The following is a 19,332-nucleotide window of genomic DNA, read 5'->3' on the forward strand; positions in this document are numbered from 1 at the left end:
ATTCTTTAAGGTGCCAAATTGGCACCTTAAGTTCACCTTATAACTTGAGGTCACAATTTGCGACCTCAAGTTAAAGCTTATGGCCTATACGGAGATTACTTTTTCCCCTCTTGTTTACTGGGCGACCATTTTCTTTGTCTGGCCACAAAGAAAATGGTCAAAAAGAAAAGGCCTAGCGCATTTCGATTTTTCTTAAGGTAAGCGAAATGCGCGAACACTCTGAATTTGTACGAGGCAAAGCTAAAGATAATCGATTGTGCTCTCAAACAGGCTCTTTTGGTCCAAAGGGAGAGACATCGTTGTCCCTATTAACTGTGGTGCATATTTGGGCTATCTAACCTTCAGTGGTTTTAGCAATTAAGTCCTGCTGTTCATGTGACCAGAAAACCTGCAGGTAGCCAAATTGGCCTGCACGGATAATGGCTTCTTCAATTCTTTAATTTTCTCCCCATTTCTTTGACAGCAAAGAAATGGGGGAAAGAAACTGCTTAAGGGGATACCCCTTAAGAATCCCCAGCCTTCAAAACGCCCCCGCGGCACCAATGGAGACCAACCGCGTGCCGCTAACCCCGCCCCCTCAAGGAACCCCTTTGAAGGCCATATTTGATTTTATTAAAAATATAAGACATTAGATATCATTCATTAAACAATGGTAAGATTATATCTTATGATAAACAAAGCGGTTGAAGAAATAAAAAATAAGAATAAAAGCCGAATAGAAACCATTAGAGCTTGGGATTTTTCCCCCAACATGAACATTCCTAATATACCCCTTATTCCTCTTGATCATAAGCAATCCTCTCAAGAAAACATTTCAACTCGTTTAGCAATTTACATCTCCTTCAACTACAAGACCGTTATTAACGCAAAAAATGCTTTTTTATGCCTTTGGGAAAATAACAATTTTCAGTTGATGTCCCTGCCAATTCGCCTCATAATTCTTAACGACATTGACAATAGCAAATCAATTGAAAAATGTAATCAATTAGTTTTAGGATCAAAGTTAAACATAGAATTGCCTTGGGGCGGCAAAAGCAAGGAGAAAGCCATAAACATAATGGAAATGATAGATAAATTTGATGACAAAGAAACAAAAGAAACATACAATTTTCTTTCAGAATCATGCCACCCCAACCATTTAGCCTCAGTATACTGGAATCTTAATAACTGGAACAACAAACGATTCGCAGGATATCTAGAGGATACAATCAACAAAACACTTGAAGCGCTAGAAAAGTCGCTAACGGGAATGTCAAGAGACGGAGAAAAAGCGCTCAAAATTGCAAATAATTATTTGTCAAAAAAGCAGTAAATAATAAGGGGTAACCTCAAAATATTATGTAAAACCGCTAAAGGTTGGTTGACTTCAATCTGCATCACAACAAACAGGTACAAACCTGTCCCTCCTCCCCAACCGAAAATACGATTTAACAAACCATATTCATTTTGTTGAAAACTGCTTCGTATAAATTCAGAGTGGGCACGCATTTCGCTTTCCTTAAGAAAAATCGAAATGCGTAAGGCCTTTTCTTTTCGTCCATTTTCTTTGTGGCCAGACAAAGAAAATGGACACCCAGCAAAAGAGATAGAATATAGTAATTTCCGTATAGGCCATGAGCTTACCGAACGGGACAGGTTTCCGAGCATATCCCCTTCCCCCGCTTATAGCTTTAAGCTTTAAGCTCCTCCCCTGTCCCCGCTTCCAATCCCCCCCAAAATCAGCTAAACTTGTAAGATAATGAAAGCAGACATTGTTATAGTCGCTAACAGCCCGGGTGAGCTGTCAGCAATGGTCAAACCGGTAGTTGATGAACTGACTAAGGAGACAACCAAGAGAATTATCCTGGTTTTGACCCCCTGCCAGTACAACAGCGGCAGGGAATTGGAGTTCGCGCAAAAATTAAAGGGGATCGAAGCGATCGTCACCGCCGACCAGTATAAAAAATGGGCCTTCCTGAACAAACCGCCGCGCGGTATTAGTTTTGCCAAAAAAGGAGCGGTCATTTACCTGGGAGGGGATTTGGCCCACGCCATGATCGTCGCCAGAAAATTGCACTACCCCGCTTTTGCTTACGTCCAGGACCGGGTCGGCTGGAAAAAAGCTTATAAAATATTCTTTGTCCCCGACCAGCAGACCTTTGACCGCTTCCGCAAACAGCTCCCGGCTGAAAAGCTGGAGGTCTCCGGCAACCTGATGGTCGACTCGGTCGCCGGGCTCAAAAAATGGGACCCGGAAGAAAAGACCATCACCTTTATGCCGGGGAGCCGTCACTGGGAGATCGATTACATGACCCCTTTCTACCGGGAAGTGATCAATCTGCTCCGGAGCGAAGATCCCGCTATCAAGTTCCAGCTCGTCAGCTCCCCTTTTATCAAAGCGACCCCGATCGACGGGGTCAGGACCGTTTCGTTCGAGGAGATCGCTAACTCGGAATTGGTGGTGACGATCCCGGGGACCAACACCGCCAAGATCGCCGCCCGGGGGATCCCGATGCTGGTCGTCTTTCCGCTCAACAATCCCGAGGTCATTCCGCTCGACGGCCTGGCCGATATCGTCTGCCGCCTGCCGGTCGCCGGTCCGGCGATCAAGCGGTGGCTCGCCAAAACGATCAATAAAAAAACCAAGTTCTTTGCCCTCCCCAACCAGAAAGCTGGCAAAGAGGTCTCCCCGGAAATGCGGGGAGAGCTCGAGCCGCTCGGGGTCGCCATGAAAGCGCTTGAGTTGTTGCGCGACAAGCCGCGGCGGGTCAAAATGTCTTCCGCCCTTACCGAGGCAATGGGGAAACCGGGGGGGGCAAAAAAACTGATGGAGATGATCAATGCGTCAATATAAAAGATTGTTCACTTACTTGAAGCCGTATGTTCCGCAGATCGGCCTTGCCTCGCTCTGCACCATGCTGGTCGCCGCTTCGACCCTGCTTATTGCTCCGCTGGCGGGGAACGCTTTCAAGGCGATCGGCGACCAGGATTTTCAATTCCTCAACCTGACCGCCGCCGGGATCATCGGGCTTTATTTCCTGAAGGGGTTGTTCACCTACGGGCAGGAGTATCTCTCTTACCACATCGCCAATAAAGTGATCATCGACCTGCGGCAAAAACTTTACCGGCATTTGGAAAAACTGTCGCTAGACTTCTACGGCAAGTGGCATTCCGGGGAGATCATCTCCCGGATGATGAACGACATAACTACTTTACAAACGACAATTCTGACCAGCTTTACGGCGATCGTCCCGCAAACCATTCTGCTGATCGGCCTGATCGGCTATATCTTCTGGCTCAACTGGCGGCTCTCGCTACTAACCTTTGTCGCCCTGCCGCTGATCGTTCAGGTGATCAGGATGTTCGCCACGGAACTGCGCCACATTAGCGAGCGGGTCCAGCAAAAGAGCGCCGACATCACCAGCCATGTTCAGGAAACGATCTCCCAGATCAAGACGGTCCAGTCGTTTACCATGGAAGAAGCAGAGGCGGCCAAGTTCAAGAAAGAAAACGACCACGCGTTCCATATCACCATGAAGGCCGGGCAGATATTGGCGACCCAGAGCCCGGTCATCGCTTTTCTGCAGGCCATTGCCGCCGTCGGCATCGTTTGGTACGGCGGGCTGGAGATCATTGGCGGCCGGCTGACCCTGCCACAGCTTATCTCGTTCGCCACCGCGCTGGGGATCATGACCGACCCGGGAAGCACCTTGAGCAAATCGTTCACCATCTTCCAGCAAGGAATGGCCTCGGCCAAGCGGATCTTTGAACTCCTTGACGCGCCGGTTTCGATCGTCGATAAGCCGGGAGCCAGGACGCTCCCCCGGATCGCCGGCAAAGTCGAACTCGCCAACGTCTCGTTCGCTTACGAAAAAGAGGCGGTACTGGAAAACATCAATTTGACGGTTGAACCCGGGGAGATGATCGCCCTGATCGGCCGGACCGGTTCGGGGAAGAGCACCCTGGCAAATCTGCTCCCCCGCTTCTGGGACCCGCGCGACGGCAAAGTGATGATCGACGGGCACGACCTGCGCGACGTCACGCTTGAATCGCTTAGGCGGCAGATCGCCGTCGTCCCGCAGGAGATCGCCCTCTTCCGCGGCACCATTAAAGAGAATCTCCGCTACGGGCGCCCTGACGCCACCGAAGCGGAAGTGGTTAACGCCGCCAAAGCGGCCAATGCTTATAACTTTATCACCGAACTGCCAAAGGGATTTGAGACCGAAGTCGGCGAGCGGGGGGCCAAACTTTCGGGAGGGGAAAAACAGCGGATCGCCATCGCCCGGGCGATCTTGCGCGACCCGCGGATCCTGATCCTGGACGAAGCGACCTCGTCGCTCGACGTCGAAACCGAAAGCCTGCTCCGCGAGGCGCTGGAAAAACTGATGGCCGGCCGGACCAGCTTTGTCATTGCCCATCGCCTTTATACCGTAGAGAAAGCGAGCCGGGTCGTCGTTCTCGACAACGGCCGGATCGTGGAAGTGGGGACCCATCAGGAGCTCCTGGCCAGGGGGGGGCTCTACCAGTACCTGAACGAGATCCAGTTAAAAAATAAGGCATGATCTTACTAAAACTATTGCGGTTCAAACTGCGCCTGATCTTTTGGCTCCCGGCGCCGCTGGCGGTCTACCTGATGCGCTTCGCCGCCGAGCTGGTCTATCAGATCGCCCGCCTGACCCCGGCCCGCAACATGGTCGCCCAAAACTATGAAATGTTCTTCCCCGGTATCGACGGCAAAGCAAAGGCCGACCTGCTGCTCCGGAATATCAGCTACTCGATCCTGGAACTCCTCTCCCTCCCTTTTTTCAAGGCGGAACATTTTGACCGGGTAGTTAAAGTCGAAGGATTGGAAAATATCGACCTGGCGCTCGCCAAACGGAACGGCGGACTTTTCCTGACCATGCACACCGGCAACTATGAGATCGTCCCCGCTTATCTTTCGAGCCTGGGCTATCACGTTACCTCGATCGTCAAAGCGCCGAACGATCCTCTTTTTAAGCTGATCAACGAAGCCCGGACCGCCCATGGGACCAGGCTGATCAATGTCTTGGACAGCAACATGTACCTGGAGTCGATCAAAATTTTATCCGACAACCAGATCGTTGGGCTTCTCCTGGACACCGGCGCCAATGAAGGGCGGCACGATGAGCTTGAATTCCTGGGACGGAAAATGCCGGTCGCAACCGGTTGGCTAACCCTGGCCCAGCGCTCAAAAGCGGAGATCGTCATGTGCCTCTCCCGCCGGGTGGGCAATAAAGTGGTCATTAACTTCCAATCCCCTTTCCACCTTGACCGGGAAAAGAAGGAAGAAGCCCTCGGCCGCATCCGCAACTACTTTGAGACTTTCGTGAAGAACCACCCGGAACAATGGGGGATCTTCCTTTTTAAAGACGAGATCCATGGGTTGGCGCATAGGGACAAGGCATAGGCAAAGGCGGAGGCAGAGGGCAAAAATGAAGGCGGAAAAGGAGAAATAAAATGAGTAATACTAATAACCCTAAAGCTGAAACCGAGACTTCAGTGGGTTCCAGCGTCAAAAAATCATATCTATTCTATTTAATGCTCCTGGCGGCGATCCTCTTCTTATTTAAGCTCGGGAGTTTCTCTCTTTACGACGCGGCGGAGACAACCTACGGCGAGTTCGTCAAGAATATGATCCGCTACGGCGACTACCTGACCCTGCGTTTTAACGGCGCGATCATTTTTGACAAGCCCCCGCTATATTATTGGTTTGTCGCCCTCCTCTCCAGGCTCATTGGCTTTAATGAATGGGCAATGCGCCTGCCGGCCGCCATCTCGGGCCTGCTGACCGTCGCCCTGACCTATTTTTTTGGCAAGAAATTATTCAACAGCGAGCGGGCCGGTTTTTTTGCCGGGCTGGTAACCATGACCGCGTTCCAATTCCTGGTCCAGTCGAGGATCGCCGAGCTCGATGTTGTTTTAACCCTTTTTGTTACCCTCGCCCTTTTCTGTTTTTACCGGGGATACTCCAGCCATAAGAAATGGTGGTTCACTTTAAGTTATTTCCCCATCGCCCTCGCCTTTTTGCTCAAAGGGCTTCTGGGGGTCGCCATGCCGGCTGGCACGATCTTTCTTTTTCTCCTGCTCAAAGGCGAGCTGGGAAAAACAAAAGAGCTCAAGCTCCCGGCCGGGATCGTCATCTTTATGCTGATCGGCCTCCCCTGGTACGCCATTGAGCTCTTCCGCCACGGCAAGCCATTTCTCGATTTTACCGTCGGCTTCCTCTTTCTCTCCCGTTTTCAGGGAGTGGTCGCCGGGCACACCGGTCCCTGGTATTATTATTTTCTCGCCATTATCCTGGGCTTTGCCCCCTGGTCCCCTTTTCTCCCCTACGCCTTTTGGCGGATCGCGCGGAACTGGCGGAGCGATTCGTCCCTCCTTTGCCTTAGCCTTATCGTCCCGACCTTTATCGTCTTTTCTGCCGCTACAACCAAGCTCCCGAGCTATATCCTCCCCCTCTACCCCTTTTTCGGGCTGATGGTCGGCAAGCTCCTGGACGATTCGCTCAACGACCAGGGCTCAATGAAGATCGGGATGATCATCTCTTATTTGTTGCTCTTTGTGGTCGTCCTGATGCTGATCGCCGGCTTTATTATGGCGGGAAACATCAATTATCCGGACCAGTATAAAAGCTTCCTCCCCCTCCTCTATATTTTAGCGGCAGTCCTGGCCGGGACCAGTTTTCTGGCGGTCGTTATTTATTTTGCCGGCAAGAAACGATTGTCGATCTACACCCTGACGGCGCTCGCTTTTGCCATTATGTTTGTCCTGACCCTGATGGTCCTCCCCCAGGTTGAAGAGCTCAAAGGGGCCAGGCCGCTCGGCCGTGAGATCGAGAGGCTCTTTCAACCGGGCCAAAAGATCGCCGCGTTCGGGACCGGCAACCGCCCCGGGGTTGTTTTCTACAGCCCGCGGACGGTTGAATTCCTAAAAGACAAGCCGGCGGTCTGGGATTTTATCAACAACCGGCGGGGCTACCTTTTTATCTCAATGCCGGAATACGAAAAGATCCGTTTCAACCTTCCCAAATATGTTAAGATATTAGGGGTGAAAGGAGACCTTTTGGTCCTGCAATGTCAAAACCAGAATTAACAATTTCCATTCCAACTTATAACGAGGCCAGGAACATCGCCGCTATGGCGGAGCGGGTCAGCCGCGCCTTTAAAAAAGGAGGGATCCATGGCGAGATCCTGGTGATCGACGACTCCTCTCCCGACGGGACAGCGGAGATCGCCACCGGTCTGGCAGCCAAATATCCGATCCGGGTCTATGTCCGGAAACAGCGGCTCGGCCCCGGCCCGGCGATCATGGACGGGATCCGGCTGGCCGACGCGCCGATCGTCTGCGTCATGGACGGGGACTTGAGCCATCCACCCGAAGTTCTGCCCGAAATGTATCAAATGATCAAAAGCGACTCGGCCAACCTGGTCATCGGCAGCCGGCATGTTTCCGGCGGCGGGACCTCGGATTGGATCTGGTACCGAAAATTCTTCTCCTGGGGCGCGCGCATGCTCGGACGGATCTTAACCCCGGTCAATGACCTGACCTCCGGTTTTTTTATGTTCGACAAAAAAATATTGGAGGGAACCAAGATCGATCCCATTGGCTGCAAGGTCGGCCTGGAATTGATGGTCAAAGGGAACCACCACGGAAAAGTCGTTGAGTACCCTATCGTTTTTGCCGAACGGGCGGCGGGAGAGAGCAAAATGGGGAGCCGCGAAACGCTCCAGTACATTCAGCACCTGCTCGCCCTCAATCTCTACAAGCTGGGCAAAGCCTTCCGGCTGAGAAAGTAAGCTCCGATGATCGATCTTTCCATTATTATCGTTAACTACAACGGCGAAAAGCTGTTAACCGACTGCCTCCGCTCAATTTATGGTTCGACCCATAAAACTTCGTTCGAAGTTATTCTGGTCGACAACCGTTCGACCGACAACTCGCTCCGCCTGGTCAAAGAACTCTTTCCCAAAGTCGAGATCATCAAGAACGAAGAGAATTTTGGCTTCTGCAAGGCAAACAACCGGGCGCTCCGGGTCTACCACGGCCGCTACGCCCTGCTGCTGAACAACGACACGATCGTCAAGGATAAAGCGCTCGACCGGATGGTCGAATTTATGGACGCCCATCCCGGGGCCGGCGCCTGCGGACCAAAGCTCCTCAACCCGGACGGGACGGTCCAGCATCAAGGGGGATTTTTTGCCCGCGAATTCTGGATCTCCCCGACACCGGTCACCGTCAACTATTTGATCGCCGCCTGCCTCCTGATCCGGCGGACGACCATTGACCAGGTCGGCCTGCTCGACGAGAACTTCTTTTTTTCCAACGACGACCTCGACTACACCCGCCGGATCGTCAAGGCGGGCTGGAAGATCTATTTTGTCCCGCAGGCGGAAGTGGTCCACCTGGGAGGGTACACTATCAACCTTTTCCGCAAAGAGATCTTTGTCGAAGGCTTTCGCGGCGGGCTTTATTTTTGCAAAAAACATTATGGATTGATCGCCTACCAGTTTTACCGCTGGCTGGTCGTCTTTCTCCTTCTGCCGGTCATTTTGATCACCGCTCTGATTTATCCCTGGCTGAAGAACAAAGAAAAGCTCACCGCCTATCTTGAAATCCTGCGGATCTTTGTCAAAGGAGAACTTCGCCGTGTCTAAAAAAGTCCTGCTGGTCAGCAACGGCCACGCCGAAGACCTGGCGGCGGCGGAGATCGGCGCCGCTCTAAAGCGGCTCGCGCCGCAAACGGAGATCGCCGCCCTCCCCCTGGTGGGGCTGGGCAAAGCGTACGAAAAAAAAGAGATCAAGACCCTTGGCTTAAAAAAGCTCCTGCCGAGCGGCGGCTTTGCCAAAGAAGGGCTCTTCCATTTCTTAAAAGACCTTGGGGCCGGCTGGCTTCCCCTCTTGCGCCGGCAGATTGCCATCTTGAAAACGCAAAAGCCGGATTTGGTCATCGCCGTCGGCGATGCCTGGGTCGTCGCCCTCTGCGGCCGCTACGTAAAAAAACCGCTTCTTTTTGTCGACGGGCCAAAATCGGTGAAGATCACCGGCTACTGGCCGCTTGAAAAGTATCTGATGCGCCGCTATTGCTCCGGGATCGTCGTCCAGGACCAGGCGACCGCCGATCACCTGAAAAACGAAAAGTTCCCCGCCCATTATCTGGGGAGCTGGGTCATGGACTATGTCCCGCTGACCGGCGAGGATTTTGGGATCGAAAGCAAAAAAGTGATCGGGATCCTCCCCGGCACCAGGGAAGAAGCCTACGACAATCTCGGCTTGATCCTTAAAGTGATCGAAAAAATGGCGGCCCAGGCGGACAGAGAGGAAAAATTAGTCGGGCTGGCCGCCTCGACCCTTGACCGGCAAAGGCTGGCTAAAAAAATGACCGAGATCAACTGGCGGATGCACGAACCACTGCCGGCCGATCTCAAACGAGGGATCACCGGAATGCTCGTCTCACCGCGCGGCACCCCGGTCTATCTGGCCGAAGGAAAATTCGGCGATGTTTGTCTCCGCTCCGACCTGATCATCGGCCTGGCCGGAATTGCCAATGAACAAGCGGTCGCCTTTGGCAAGCCAGCTGTCTGCTTCCCCGGAGGCGGCCCGCAAACCACGCTCCGCCGCTGGCAGGAGATCCAAAAGATCACCGGCAAGTCGATGGAAATTTTAAGCGGTGATGCCGCGGCTAAAGCAACCGCGATCTGGCGGATCTTGCGTAACCCGGCCAAAATGGCCGAGATGTCTCGGATCGGCAAAGAGAGCAAACCGCTTTGGGGAGGAACGGAACGGATTGTCAAACTGGCACTGGACATGCTTGATAACCGCGGCGTTCAGCCGCAGGTTGCCTCTCCCGCGACTAAACGTCGCGGTTAATAAAACTTATGACAAACAAATATAACTCCCGGATCATCTGGTTCATCATTCTCTTTACCATATTTTTTACAGGTTTCAGGATGATGCAGCACTACACTTTTAACAATAACGCTTTAGACGACGGGTTCAATGACAACCTGATCTGGAACACTATACACGGAAAGTTTATGTACAGCGACATCAAGGGATCAAGCACCCTGGGAGACCACCTTGAGCTTGCCACTCTTCTCTTTATCCCTTTCTATTTGTTGGGGCTTGGCCCATTTATTTTATTTTTTGGCCAGACCCTGCTGATCGGGCTGGGAGCGCTCCCCATTTACTGGCAGGCGCGCGACAGCCTGGGGGAGAGCCCTTTTGTCTGGCTGATGCCGCTCGCTTATCTGTTATATTTACCGACGGTCAACATCACTTTTCAGGGGTACTACCCGATCGCCCTCTGCATCACTCCGCTCCTCTTCGCGACCTACTATTTGCTCAGGGGGCGCTATCTCCCTTTCTTGCTCTGGCTGGGGCTGGCGATGCTCTGCCAGGAAAACATTTATCTGGTCGCCGCTTTTTTCGGGCTCTATATCCTCGGTTTTAAAAAAGAAAAACTGGCCGGAGGGTTGCTTTTTATCAGCGGGCTGGCCCTCTTTATCCTGGCGATCTCGGTCATCATCCCGCATTTTAATACCGGGGGCAGTTATGTTTATTATGAGCGTTATGCCTACCTTGGCAATTCCCTTCCGGCAATGGTCATGACTATCGCTGCCCGGCCGCTTTATGTACTGGCACACGTCATTACCCCAGAAAAGATCTGGTTTATCGTCGGTTTATTTCTCCCGGTCGCCTTTCTCTCTTTCCGCCGCCCTGCCCTTTTGATCCCGGCCCTGCCGATCTTTGCCATTAATTTATTGAGCAGTTACCGGGACATGTACCAGCTGGGGACCCGTTACCCGTCGGCGATCGTCCCTTTCGTCTTTATGACCGCCATCCTCGGACTGGCCACGGTCCAGCCCGGAGAAATAAGGAGAATGGGCCGGATCAAAACCACCATGGTCCTCTTCATGGTCCTTTCAACCCTGTATTTCTTCGCTGGATTTTATTGGCGCTACACGGTGATCACCGAACCGGTCAAAGAGGGCCACCAGCTCCTCCGACAGGTCCCGGCCGACGCGGCCATTTCCGCTCTGGGGAATCTTTATCCTCATCTTTCCCACCGGGAAAAGATCTGGCTCTTCCCCAAGAACTGGGAGAAGTCGGATTATCTGATCCTCTGCAAGCTCGATCCGACCTGGCCGATAGAGGGGGATTATACGACCGCTCTGACCCAGCTGATCAAAAAGAAGAACTACGGCAAACTGCTCGAATATATTTTTGTCGGTGAAACCCCGCTTACCGGGCCGCTCTCTAAAACAGACTACGCGCCGCTTTATGAAAAGATCAGGGCTGACCGGCACTTCACGATGGTCACCGAAAAAGAGTCGTATATATTATTAAAGAGGACCCGAGAATGACCAGGCAGTTCTCCGATGCTTACGCTCTGCTGACCCTGGCGGCCGCCATTTTACTCTTTCGGGGTGGCTGGCTGCTGCTCGCCGCTTTCATTATATTGATCGGCTCCGGTTATATTTCGCTAAAACTCCGCCGGGCTTCGCACCGCCTTCTGCTGCAGGTATTGACGATCGCCTCCCTGCTGTTGATCGCCGGAGTTTTACCGGTCCTCCTGGCGCTGACCGCCTATTTCGCTCCCAAGATCGTCGTCTATTTATATTATCGAACGACGATCAGCCTGCCTCGCGACATTAAAAAGATCGTCATCCAGCGGGCTGATGCTATTGGCGATACCGTACTGGCGACCGCGGCGATCGCTCCGGTCAAAAAGCTCTTCCCCGGAGCAAGGATCGATTTTCTCTGCCGCGACTTCACCAGCGAGCTGGTCGCCGCTCACCCGGCGCTGGACCAGGTCATCGTCCATCCCGGGAACAAAGAACAGCTGATCTCTCTTTTTAAAGAGCACCAGTACTCCCTGATCATCTCGCTCTGGGAAGACGAGCTCTTTCCCCTGGCCGCCTGGCGGGCCGGGATCCCTTATCGCTGCGGACCGCTGGAAAGCAAGAAATACGGCTGGCTCTACAATTGCGGCGTTTTTCGCCGGCTGAACTTCGCGACCCACCAGATCGAGCGGAACTTTGACATCATCAAAAGCCTTGGCGCCACCGGGCCGATCACGCTTGATCTTCACCTCTCCGAAGCAAACAAAGAAAAAGCGGCCAATCTATTTCCCCCTGGCGACTTTATAGTCGCTCTCTCTCCAGGGACCAGCGGGACCAACAAAGCCCTTTCAGCTAAAACTTACGGCCGCTTTATTGATCTCGCCGCCGCGAAGTTCAGCTGTAAATTTATACTCCTGGGCGGAGAAGCGGAAAAAACGATCGCCGCCGAAATTGCGGCCGCTTGCGGAGAAAACATTTATGACCTGACCGGAAAAACAACCGTCGGCGAGAATGCCGCCCTGATCGCCCGCTGCCGCTTTCACGTCGGCTGTGATTCGGGGCCAACCCACCTGGCGGCCGGGGTCAAAACCCCCTGTCTGGTTATTTACACCAGCAAAGCGCAAAAGCCGCTGACCTGGGGCCCGTGGGGAATCCCTCATCGGATCGTCAGGAAAGCGGTCGATTGTAATTTGATCTGCGCTACTCGCTCCTGCGAGGCAAACTACTGCGCCGACCAAATTAGCGCCGAAGAGCTTCTGGAAGAATTCTCCCGCCTGGTCGCCGGTGAAGGGGTTGCCGACCCGCTGGAGACCAAGCGTTATTGGGCGGCCAAATCGCTCAACATCCTGCTAACCACAAATGACGGGCCAACTATGGCGGCATTAACTGAAGAAGGTTTCAATGTTTTTCTCCCCTCCAACGTGAAGATCGACCGCCTGGTTGAGCAAGACATCAGCGTTATATATAATCCAAAAGGGAGGGTCGGGCCGATCTGGCGGTTGGCCGCTCTCCTGGCCGGGGCTTATCTTAATTTTGCGCCGGCTGTTATTGATAAAAGCGAGGGGCCAATCAGCAATTGGGCCGATCACTTTTTAAAGGCGACCAATGAGAAACACGTTTAAAAACATTTTAGTCATCAGGCCGGACGCGATCGGCGATCAAACTTTGATCACCCCCGCCCTCTCGGCTTTGCGTCAGCGTTTTCCCGAAGCCAAAATTACTCTATTGACCAGGCGCTACAGCGCCGCGATCTTTGAGGATACTCCGCTTTTTGACGACCTGCTCTTTGACGAAGAGCTTTACGACAAGATCTTCAAGAAAGAACGGATCGCCTGGCGGACGATCGCCCGCTATAGCAAAGAGATCAGAAAGAGGAAATTTGACCTGGCAGTTTTTTTTACCGACCACTGGAGCTACTCCATGATCGCCCTCCTGGGAAAGGTCCCTTGCCGTTTGGGGGATAAAGCCCACCTGATAACCGCTCTGTTTAAAAACATCAAAGCGCTGCAAAGGTGGAAAGATATAACCCGCCATGAAACGGAACAAAACCTCCTTCTGCTTGAGCCGCTGGGGATCAAAGGGGAACCGGCCGAGATGACGATCCTCCCCACGACAGAAAATCTGGCCAGGATCAAACAGATCTTTGCGGAAAACGGGATCGCGGATAGCGACCAGGTGATCGGGCTCCACCTGGGGACCGGGAGCGGCAACAAGCCGTGGGACCCGCTCGGCTGGCCCGAATTGGTCAAACTGATCATGACCCGGCACCCGCGCGCTAAGATCGTCTTGAGCGGTGGGCCAAATGACCGGGAAAAAGCGGCCAGGGTAACTGGCGAAGTAAAAGGGGTGCTCGACCTGACCGACCGACTCTCTCTCGGCGAACTGGTCGCCCTGATCGCCAGCTTTTCGGTTTATGTCGGGGTCGACACCGGACCTTTCCATCTGGCGGCGGCGCTGAAGCGGCCGATGGTCGCGATCTTCACTTCCAAGGCGGCCAAGCCGACCCGCTGGGGCCCCTGGAAGACCAAACATGTAGTCGTCAGAAAAAAGAGCAGCTGTCCTAAATATTGCGACGCCAGCCACTGCCCCGACACCCTCTGCCAGACCGAAATAAAACCGGGGGAGATCGCCGACGCGCTGGATAAATTGCTTAAAGGAGAAGGATTAAAGACCCATAGCGAAGCCTTTGCCGACTGGTGCAAAAAGACTTTTTGCGTCACCTACAGCTTTTTCAGCCGGGATGAAAAGCTGATCGCCAAGGCCGCCTCTTTCCTCGATCAGATGATCAATGACGGATACATGCTCTCCCTGGTCACCTCGCCTGATCATCCGCTGGCCAAAGAATTTAAAGGACGGCTAACCCTCTATACTTTCAATCGCCGGCCAGGTCTTTTTTCGCTCGGCCAACTGCTCAAGATCTTTGTTCTGGAAAACACCAATATAATCCACCCGCTCGATAAGGCCGGACGCTGGATATTTTCGCTGGCAGCGATCTTATCTGCAAATAAGCTGCAGATTCCGGCGGTGCTGATCAAGGGGAAAGGGTGTTTCCGGTCGTCTGCCGAGGCTCGCTCTTATTACATTACCGCCTGTCGGAGCATTAAATACTAGCCAGCTGCCGCTTCATTGCCTGAAACATCTCATCGACGGAAACGAGATCCATGCAATTCGGTTTTTTTTCGCATTTCTTTTTGTAGCAGACCGCGCAATCGATCGGGGCGAGGAGTTTTTCCCCCAGCCCGTATAGTTCGATCTCGGCGGCGGAGGTCGGCCCAAAGAATATTACCAGCCGTTTTTTCAGGGCGACCCCAAAATGCATCGCCAGGCTGTCGCTTGAGACAAGCGCTTTGGTCTGATCAATGACCGCGGCAAATCCGCGCAATGAATGCGAACCGGCGCTCGGCATATCGGTTTCTTTAGCGATCAAGGCGTTCCGTTCCTGCTCCTGCTCCCCACCTAAGATCAGGGAAACCACCCCAAGCTCTTTCCGGAGCCTCATGACCAGATCGATCGTCCGCCCCACTCCCCAACTTTTAAGCGGCCATCGTTTTCCCGCGCCGGTATTGATCCCAACAACTGTTTCGCTTTTACCAATCCCTAATCCCCTGATCACCTTCTCCCCATATTCCCTCTCCTCCGGCTTCAGATTAAATACGTAAGGAGAGATCTCGATCCCGAGCAGAGCGGCCATGTGCTGTTGGTAGGTATTTTGGTTCCTTTTTTTCAGGACGTTCGCTTGCTCCAGCCCAAAGCGGGAGATCATCGACATATCAAACCAGCCAGAGGTGGTATAGGTCTGCCTGCCATTCTTCAGGTAAGCGCCGACAACCTGTTCCACCTGCCTAGACGCAACGTATTCGCAAGCTTTTTTGTCGTCTTCCAAACCAATGATCAGTTTATAGTCGTTAAGCTCTCCCCGCTCTTCCCATATTGCCAAACGGCTGATCAGCTGGTTATTCAGGAGGATATCTTTGGCCGAGCCAGAGGTCAGCCAGTCAATAGTGGCCTGGCGATTAAACTTGTCGTGCAAACCTGGAAGGAGCGAAGTGGTGCGGAGAACGTCCCCGATCGCCCCCAATTTAACAATCAGTATTTTTACCATGTGATGAATTTGTGCCCTCTTACCCAGCGCCTGAGAAGGGACCCCTGCTTTTTAAGCTCGAATTCGTTGAAGGAGCCGTCAAAGCGCCTCGCCTGCTTGTAATTTGGCAGGATCTCGACAAAACAATCGTCGGCTGTCTGAAGCTTATTGTAGCTGACCGAAAAACCCGATTTTAAATGCTGTTCCTTTTTTTTCATCATCTGGCTGACAGAACGGTATGGATAATGCTTGTAAACCGGAAAATGCTTGTAGATCTGCCAGCCTATCCCGTGGGGCAAGGTATTGTTCCGCTGTCCCAGATCATAATAGATCCCCGGTTTGTTGCGGAACTGGCGGATCTCAAGATAGCCCGGGCAATACCAGAGGAGACGCTCCTGGACCGATCTTATCGACTCAAGGTCCCTCTCCTTGTCCGAAGGATGAAGAAAAAAGTTCATCACGTACCAGTTGACCTTTTCGGCCCGCGCTTTTTCCGCTTCGTTTGCTACCCAATTCGGGTCGTCATGCCAGATCTCATCGCCATGAAGAAGAGTAAACCACCCTTCCACCGGATACCGCGCCTGCGCCCTTTCCAGCAAAAACTGGCGGGCCCCGTCTTCGAACTTCCGGTTGGGGAGACGGTCGATAATTTCTTTATCTTTAAGGAAGTACTTCACGCAGTCATAGCTTCTGACGATCTCTTCGGTCCGGTCGTCGGAACCGTCCAGGACCAGGATCTTGTCAAAGTGCTTTTTATTGACCTCCATGACCTCTTCGATCACGTCTTCTTCGTTCCTCGTCAACATTAATCCGATGTTCTGTGTCATGTGTGTTATAATTTTAACATGAATTTGCCGCTTTTCTTAATTGTCGCTATTAACCTCTTAAAACTCGGCTTGATCCGCTTTTTTCCGTTAATTGGGGACGAAGCTTACTATTGGCTCTGGGGGCAACACCTTGCTTTCAGCTATGTCGACCATCCGCCGATGATCGCTTATCTTAACCGGGTCCTGGCCACTCTCTTTGGCAACAGCGAACTTGCGGTCCGCCTGGCAGCGCTGACGATCGTCGCGCTGGTCACTTACATCATATATTTGACCGCCAAAGAACTTTTTGGCAAACAGACCGCCCTTTGGAGCGCCCTTTTCTTTAATCTGATCCCAACTTTTTTTGGCGGCGGGATGTTCCTGGTCCCGCAGATGCTGGTCTTTTTCTTCTGGTCTCTGAGTTGCTATCTGCTGATCAGGCTAATAAAAAGCGGCGATGGTAAATACTGGTATTACCTGGGAATATCGATCGGCCTGGGGCTTTTGAGCGATTACGTCATGGCCCTTTTTATCTTTGCTACCTTTATGTATCTGATCGTCGACCAGGAAAAGCGATTTTGGTTTTGGCGCAAAGAACCTTACCTCGGCCTCTGCCTTAGCCTCGGCCTTTTCCTCCCTGTTATTGTCTGGAACTTTGGTCTCGGTTTCACCCCTCTCTTTTACTGGGGAGGGAAAATGGGGGCCGGACCGCGGATCGGCGACAACCTGCTCAACTTTTTCGGGTTGCAGACCCTGCTCTACACTCCGCCGATATTTCTCGGAACGATCTATTTAATCTTTAAACAATTCTGGAAACCCAAGACTAACCGCGAAGTTTATTCGCAGGTTTTCTTGATGGCAACCTTTGCCGGCGCGGTCTTTCTCCCCTTCGCGCTGATCAGCCCGATCATTAACGTCGGCGGACATTGGCCCGCCTGCGCCTATCTGCCGGCGATCGTCGCCAGCGGAAAAATGAAGCGCTGGACCATCGTTGTTCTGCTTATTTTCGCCCTGATCCTTGACGGCGCCGGACTGTCATACTACTTATTTGCTTATCCGACTCCAGCCGACCTGAAGGGGAAAGAGTTTTCGATCAACGCCCAGCTCCCCGCCTACATAAAAGAAACAACACCAAAGAGCGGCAAGACCTATTACTTTGCCAACGACCTGGGGATGCTCGGCCTGGTCGCGTTCCACGGACAGGTCAAGGTCAATATGGCTCCCGGCCGGCTCAAGCAGGTCGACTTATGGGGGACACCCAGATTAAATAAAGGCGACAATATTATCTACTTCGCGATCAACGAATTTGAGCTCCATCAGAAATTAGCCCCTCTTTTCCAGAAAGTCTGGGTCGAACCAAAACGCCGGCTCTTCAACAAAGACGCCGACCTCCCCAGACTGACCAGGATCTATCATGCTGAAGGATATAAAGGCGGGCTCATTCCATGAACCTTCGCCTAAGCCTGGGGCTTTGCCTGGCCCTTTTTATCCTGGCCTCCTTCGCCACTCTCCCCCGCAATCCTCTGCAAAACGACGACGCCTCTCTTTACGCCCTGGCGGCCAAGAACGCGGTCGTCCACAATCAGTGGCTGGCGCAGTATATTTCACCCGGGGACCCGGCCTCTTTTCTCGATAAGCCCCCCCTGGGGATCTGGCTCCTCGCCTGGCCGATGAAACTTTTCGGGGTCAGCGAACTGACTGTTCATATTCCCAACGTTCTTTATTTTGCCCTGCTCCTGGCGGTGATCTACTTGTCAGTCCAGAGAATTAATGGCCGGCGGCTCGCCCTTTTATCGATAGTTATCGCCGGGACCAGCCTGGGGCTGGTCGTTTATTCACGGGCGCCAAAGCTTGATATCCTGCTCCCTCTCTTTGTCACCCTTGCCCATTTCGCCATTTACGATTTCATAAAGAACGATCGCCAAAAGTCCCTCTATCTCTTTGTCGCCGCTCTGGCGGGCGGTTTTCTCGTAAAGTCTGGCTTTGGCCTGCTTCTCCCCGGATTAACCGTCATCTTCTTGTTCATTTTTAATAAAGAAGCGAGAAGCAGGTTTTTACACCTTCTTTTCTCTTACCGCTTACTGCTTAGCGCTTTCCTCCTTCTCCTGCTGGTCGGCAGCGTCCTTGGCCTGCAAGCCCTCTCCCTCGGCGACCAATGGCTTCCATATTTAAAAAGCATTACTATCCAGAGCAAATACAATACCAGCTATCTTGGTTTCGGCTTTTACACATCGATTATCGGTTATTTGCTGATCGTCATCTTCCCCTGGGCACCACTCGCCATGACCGCGATAAGATTGCCAAACATTTTCAAACAAAGGGCCAAGACTTCAGTCTCGGGTATTGGTCTCAACCTCAACCGCTTTTGCAACCTATGGCTCTGGTCAAATTTTCTTTTTTTATTGTTTTTCTACAGGCAGAGCGACCTGCGCACTTTTACTGTTTTTATTCCCCCGCTCGCCATATTAGCGGCGGTCAAAGTTGTTTCTTTGCAATGGCAAGCAGCACGGAAACCGGCGGCTAAACGTCGCGGTTTCCGGATTGAGCTACTCTGGAATTTATTTTTCTGGCTTCTTTTCTCGATCGGATTCATTATGTTATTAAACAAACCGTATAACGGCGATGGGATCTACATTGGCGATGCCTTAATGCCTATCGCCTTTTTTATCGTCGCGGTAAGCTGGCTCTTCTTTTATCTGTTCAAGCCAACCTGGAATAAACTAGTGGTTTTCAGCGCCCTAACTATGTTGGCTTACGGCGCCCTGTTCTACGTCTCCCTGCCGCTGGTCAACTCGTTTAATCCAGATGTCGCTTGGCCGAAAAAGATAAACGAGTACACCTGCCGGGGCTATGCTTTTGTGATCTATCGCCCCCCGGACCGCCAGCTTTTTTACAGCCCCGACCTGTTCTATGTCGATTTCATGGCCGGTCCTGCCGATCTCTATTTTTGGGACAAAACCCAGCTGAAAGACTTTTTGTCCACGGAAAGAGCGGTCGTGCTTAGCGACACCAAGAGCTGGGAAAAAGTGAGGCTTCGGGGAAAGGTCCTGGCCAAAGATAACTACTCGAATTTGATCGTGATCGACCAGAAAGGAAAATAACC

General features: G+C 52.4%; 16 protein-coding genes. 13 read left to right on the forward strand and 3 right to left on the reverse strand.

The features are described from left to right. The first annotated feature begins 667 nt into the window (after nt 1–667). Nucleotides 668–1,312: a hypothetical protein gene (locus tag KKF06_02220; GenBank protein MBU1616583.1), complete on the forward strand. Its 645-nt coding sequence runs from the start codon at nt 668–670 to the stop codon at nt 1,310–1,312. Here KKF06_02220 and KKF06_02225 read toward each other — a convergent pair. Then, nucleotides 1,291–1,647, reverse strand: coding sequence for a hypothetical protein (locus tag KKF06_02225; GenBank protein MBU1616584.1), 357 nt, complete (start codon nt 1,645–1,647; stop codon nt 1,291–1,293). The two genes, KKF06_02220 and KKF06_02225, sit on opposite strands and share 22 nt — an antisense overlap. Before the next feature lie 91 nt (nt 1,648–1,738). Here KKF06_02225 and KKF06_02230 point away from each other — a divergent pair, with 91 nt between their 5' ends. Genes KKF06_02230 through KKF06_02275 form a run of 10 tightly spaced genes read left to right on the forward strand, consistent with a single transcriptional unit; the run spans nt 1,739 to nt 14,453 of the window. Beyond that, nucleotides 1,739–2,833: a hypothetical protein gene (locus tag KKF06_02230; protein ID MBU1616585.1), complete on the forward strand. Its 1,095-nt coding sequence runs from the start codon at nt 1,739–1,741 to the stop codon at nt 2,831–2,833. Further along, nucleotides 2,820–4,541: an ABC transporter ATP-binding protein/permease gene (locus KKF06_02235; GenBank protein ID MBU1616586.1), complete on the forward strand. Its 1,722-nt coding sequence runs from the start codon at nt 2,820–2,822 to the stop codon at nt 4,539–4,541. Before KKF06_02230 ends, KKF06_02235 begins: the two co-directional genes overlap by 14 nt. Then, entirely contained in the window at nt 4,538–5,407 is an 870-nt protein-coding gene (locus KKF06_02240) for a lysophospholipid acyltransferase family protein (protein MBU1616587.1), read from the forward strand. Before KKF06_02235 ends, KKF06_02240 begins: the two co-directional genes overlap by 4 nt. A 50-nt stretch (nt 5,408–5,457) precedes the next feature. After that, the gene (locus KKF06_02245; protein MBU1616588.1) at nt 5,458–7,092 is read left to right on the forward strand and encodes a glycosyltransferase family 39 protein; all 1,635 of its coding nucleotides are present in this window, start codon (nt 5,458–5,460) and stop codon (nt 7,090–7,092) included. Next, nucleotides 7,074–7,796, forward strand: a complete 723-nt coding sequence (locus KKF06_02250; GenBank protein MBU1616589.1) for a polyprenol monophosphomannose synthase — start codon at nt 7,074–7,076, stop codon at nt 7,794–7,796. Before KKF06_02245 ends, KKF06_02250 begins: the two co-directional genes overlap by 19 nt. Before the next feature lie 6 nt (nt 7,797–7,802). Continuing rightward, complete coding sequence (locus KKF06_02255; GenBank protein MBU1616590.1) at nt 7,803–8,654, forward strand: glycosyltransferase family 2 protein; 852 nt, start codon at nt 7,803–7,805, stop codon at nt 8,652–8,654. Then, on the forward strand, nt 8,647–9,867 hold the full coding sequence (locus tag KKF06_02260; GenBank protein MBU1616591.1) for a lipid-A-disaccharide synthase-related protein: 1,221 nt from the start codon (nt 8,647–8,649) through the stop codon (nt 9,865–9,867). The genes KKF06_02255 and KKF06_02260 overlap by 8 nt, the downstream gene beginning before the upstream one ends. An 8-nt stretch (nt 9,868–9,875) precedes the next feature. Continuing rightward, nucleotides 9,876–11,363, forward strand: a complete 1,488-nt coding sequence (locus KKF06_02265) for a DUF2079 domain-containing protein (protein MBU1616592.1) — start codon at nt 9,876–9,878, stop codon at nt 11,361–11,363. Further along, complete coding sequence (locus tag KKF06_02270) at nt 11,360–12,964, forward strand: glycosyltransferase family 9 protein (protein ID MBU1616593.1); 1,605 nt, start codon at nt 11,360–11,362, stop codon at nt 12,962–12,964. Before KKF06_02265 ends, KKF06_02270 begins: the two co-directional genes overlap by 4 nt. Next, nucleotides 12,948–14,453: a glycosyltransferase family 9 protein gene (locus tag KKF06_02275; protein MBU1616594.1), complete on the forward strand. Its 1,506-nt coding sequence runs from the start codon at nt 12,948–12,950 to the stop codon at nt 14,451–14,453. Before KKF06_02270 ends, KKF06_02275 begins: the two co-directional genes overlap by 17 nt. Here KKF06_02275 and KKF06_02280 read toward each other — a convergent pair. Further along, entirely contained in the window at nt 14,443–15,444 is a 1,002-nt protein-coding gene (locus tag KKF06_02280; GenBank protein ID MBU1616595.1) for a glycosyltransferase family 9 protein, read from the reverse strand. The genes KKF06_02275 and KKF06_02280 overlap by 11 nt on opposite strands. Next, nucleotides 15,438–16,250, reverse strand: coding sequence for a glycosyltransferase family 2 protein (locus tag KKF06_02285; protein MBU1616596.1), 813 nt, complete (start codon nt 16,248–16,250; stop codon nt 15,438–15,440). The genes KKF06_02280 and KKF06_02285 overlap by 7 nt, the downstream gene beginning before the upstream one ends. Before the next feature lie 18 nt (nt 16,251–16,268). On the opposite strand from KKF06_02285, the gene KKF06_02290 reads away from it, so the two are divergent. Both KKF06_02290 and KKF06_02295 read left to right on the forward strand, forming a co-directional pair. Continuing rightward, nucleotides 16,269–17,678 (forward strand): glycosyltransferase family 39 protein, encoded by a 1,410-nt coding sequence (locus KKF06_02290; protein MBU1616597.1) that lies wholly within the window; start codon nt 16,269–16,271, stop codon nt 17,676–17,678. Then, nucleotides 17,675–19,330, forward strand: a complete 1,656-nt coding sequence (locus tag KKF06_02295; GenBank protein MBU1616598.1) for a glycosyltransferase family 39 protein — start codon at nt 17,675–17,677, stop codon at nt 19,328–19,330. Before KKF06_02290 ends, KKF06_02295 begins: the two co-directional genes overlap by 4 nt. Nucleotides 19,331–19,332 lie beyond the last annotated feature (2 nt).

The organism is Candidatus Margulisiibacteriota bacterium, assembly GCA_018822365.1.
Lineage (GTDB): Bacteria > Margulisbacteria > WOR-1 > O2-12-FULL-45-9 > XYB2-FULL-48-7 > XYB2-FULL-45-9.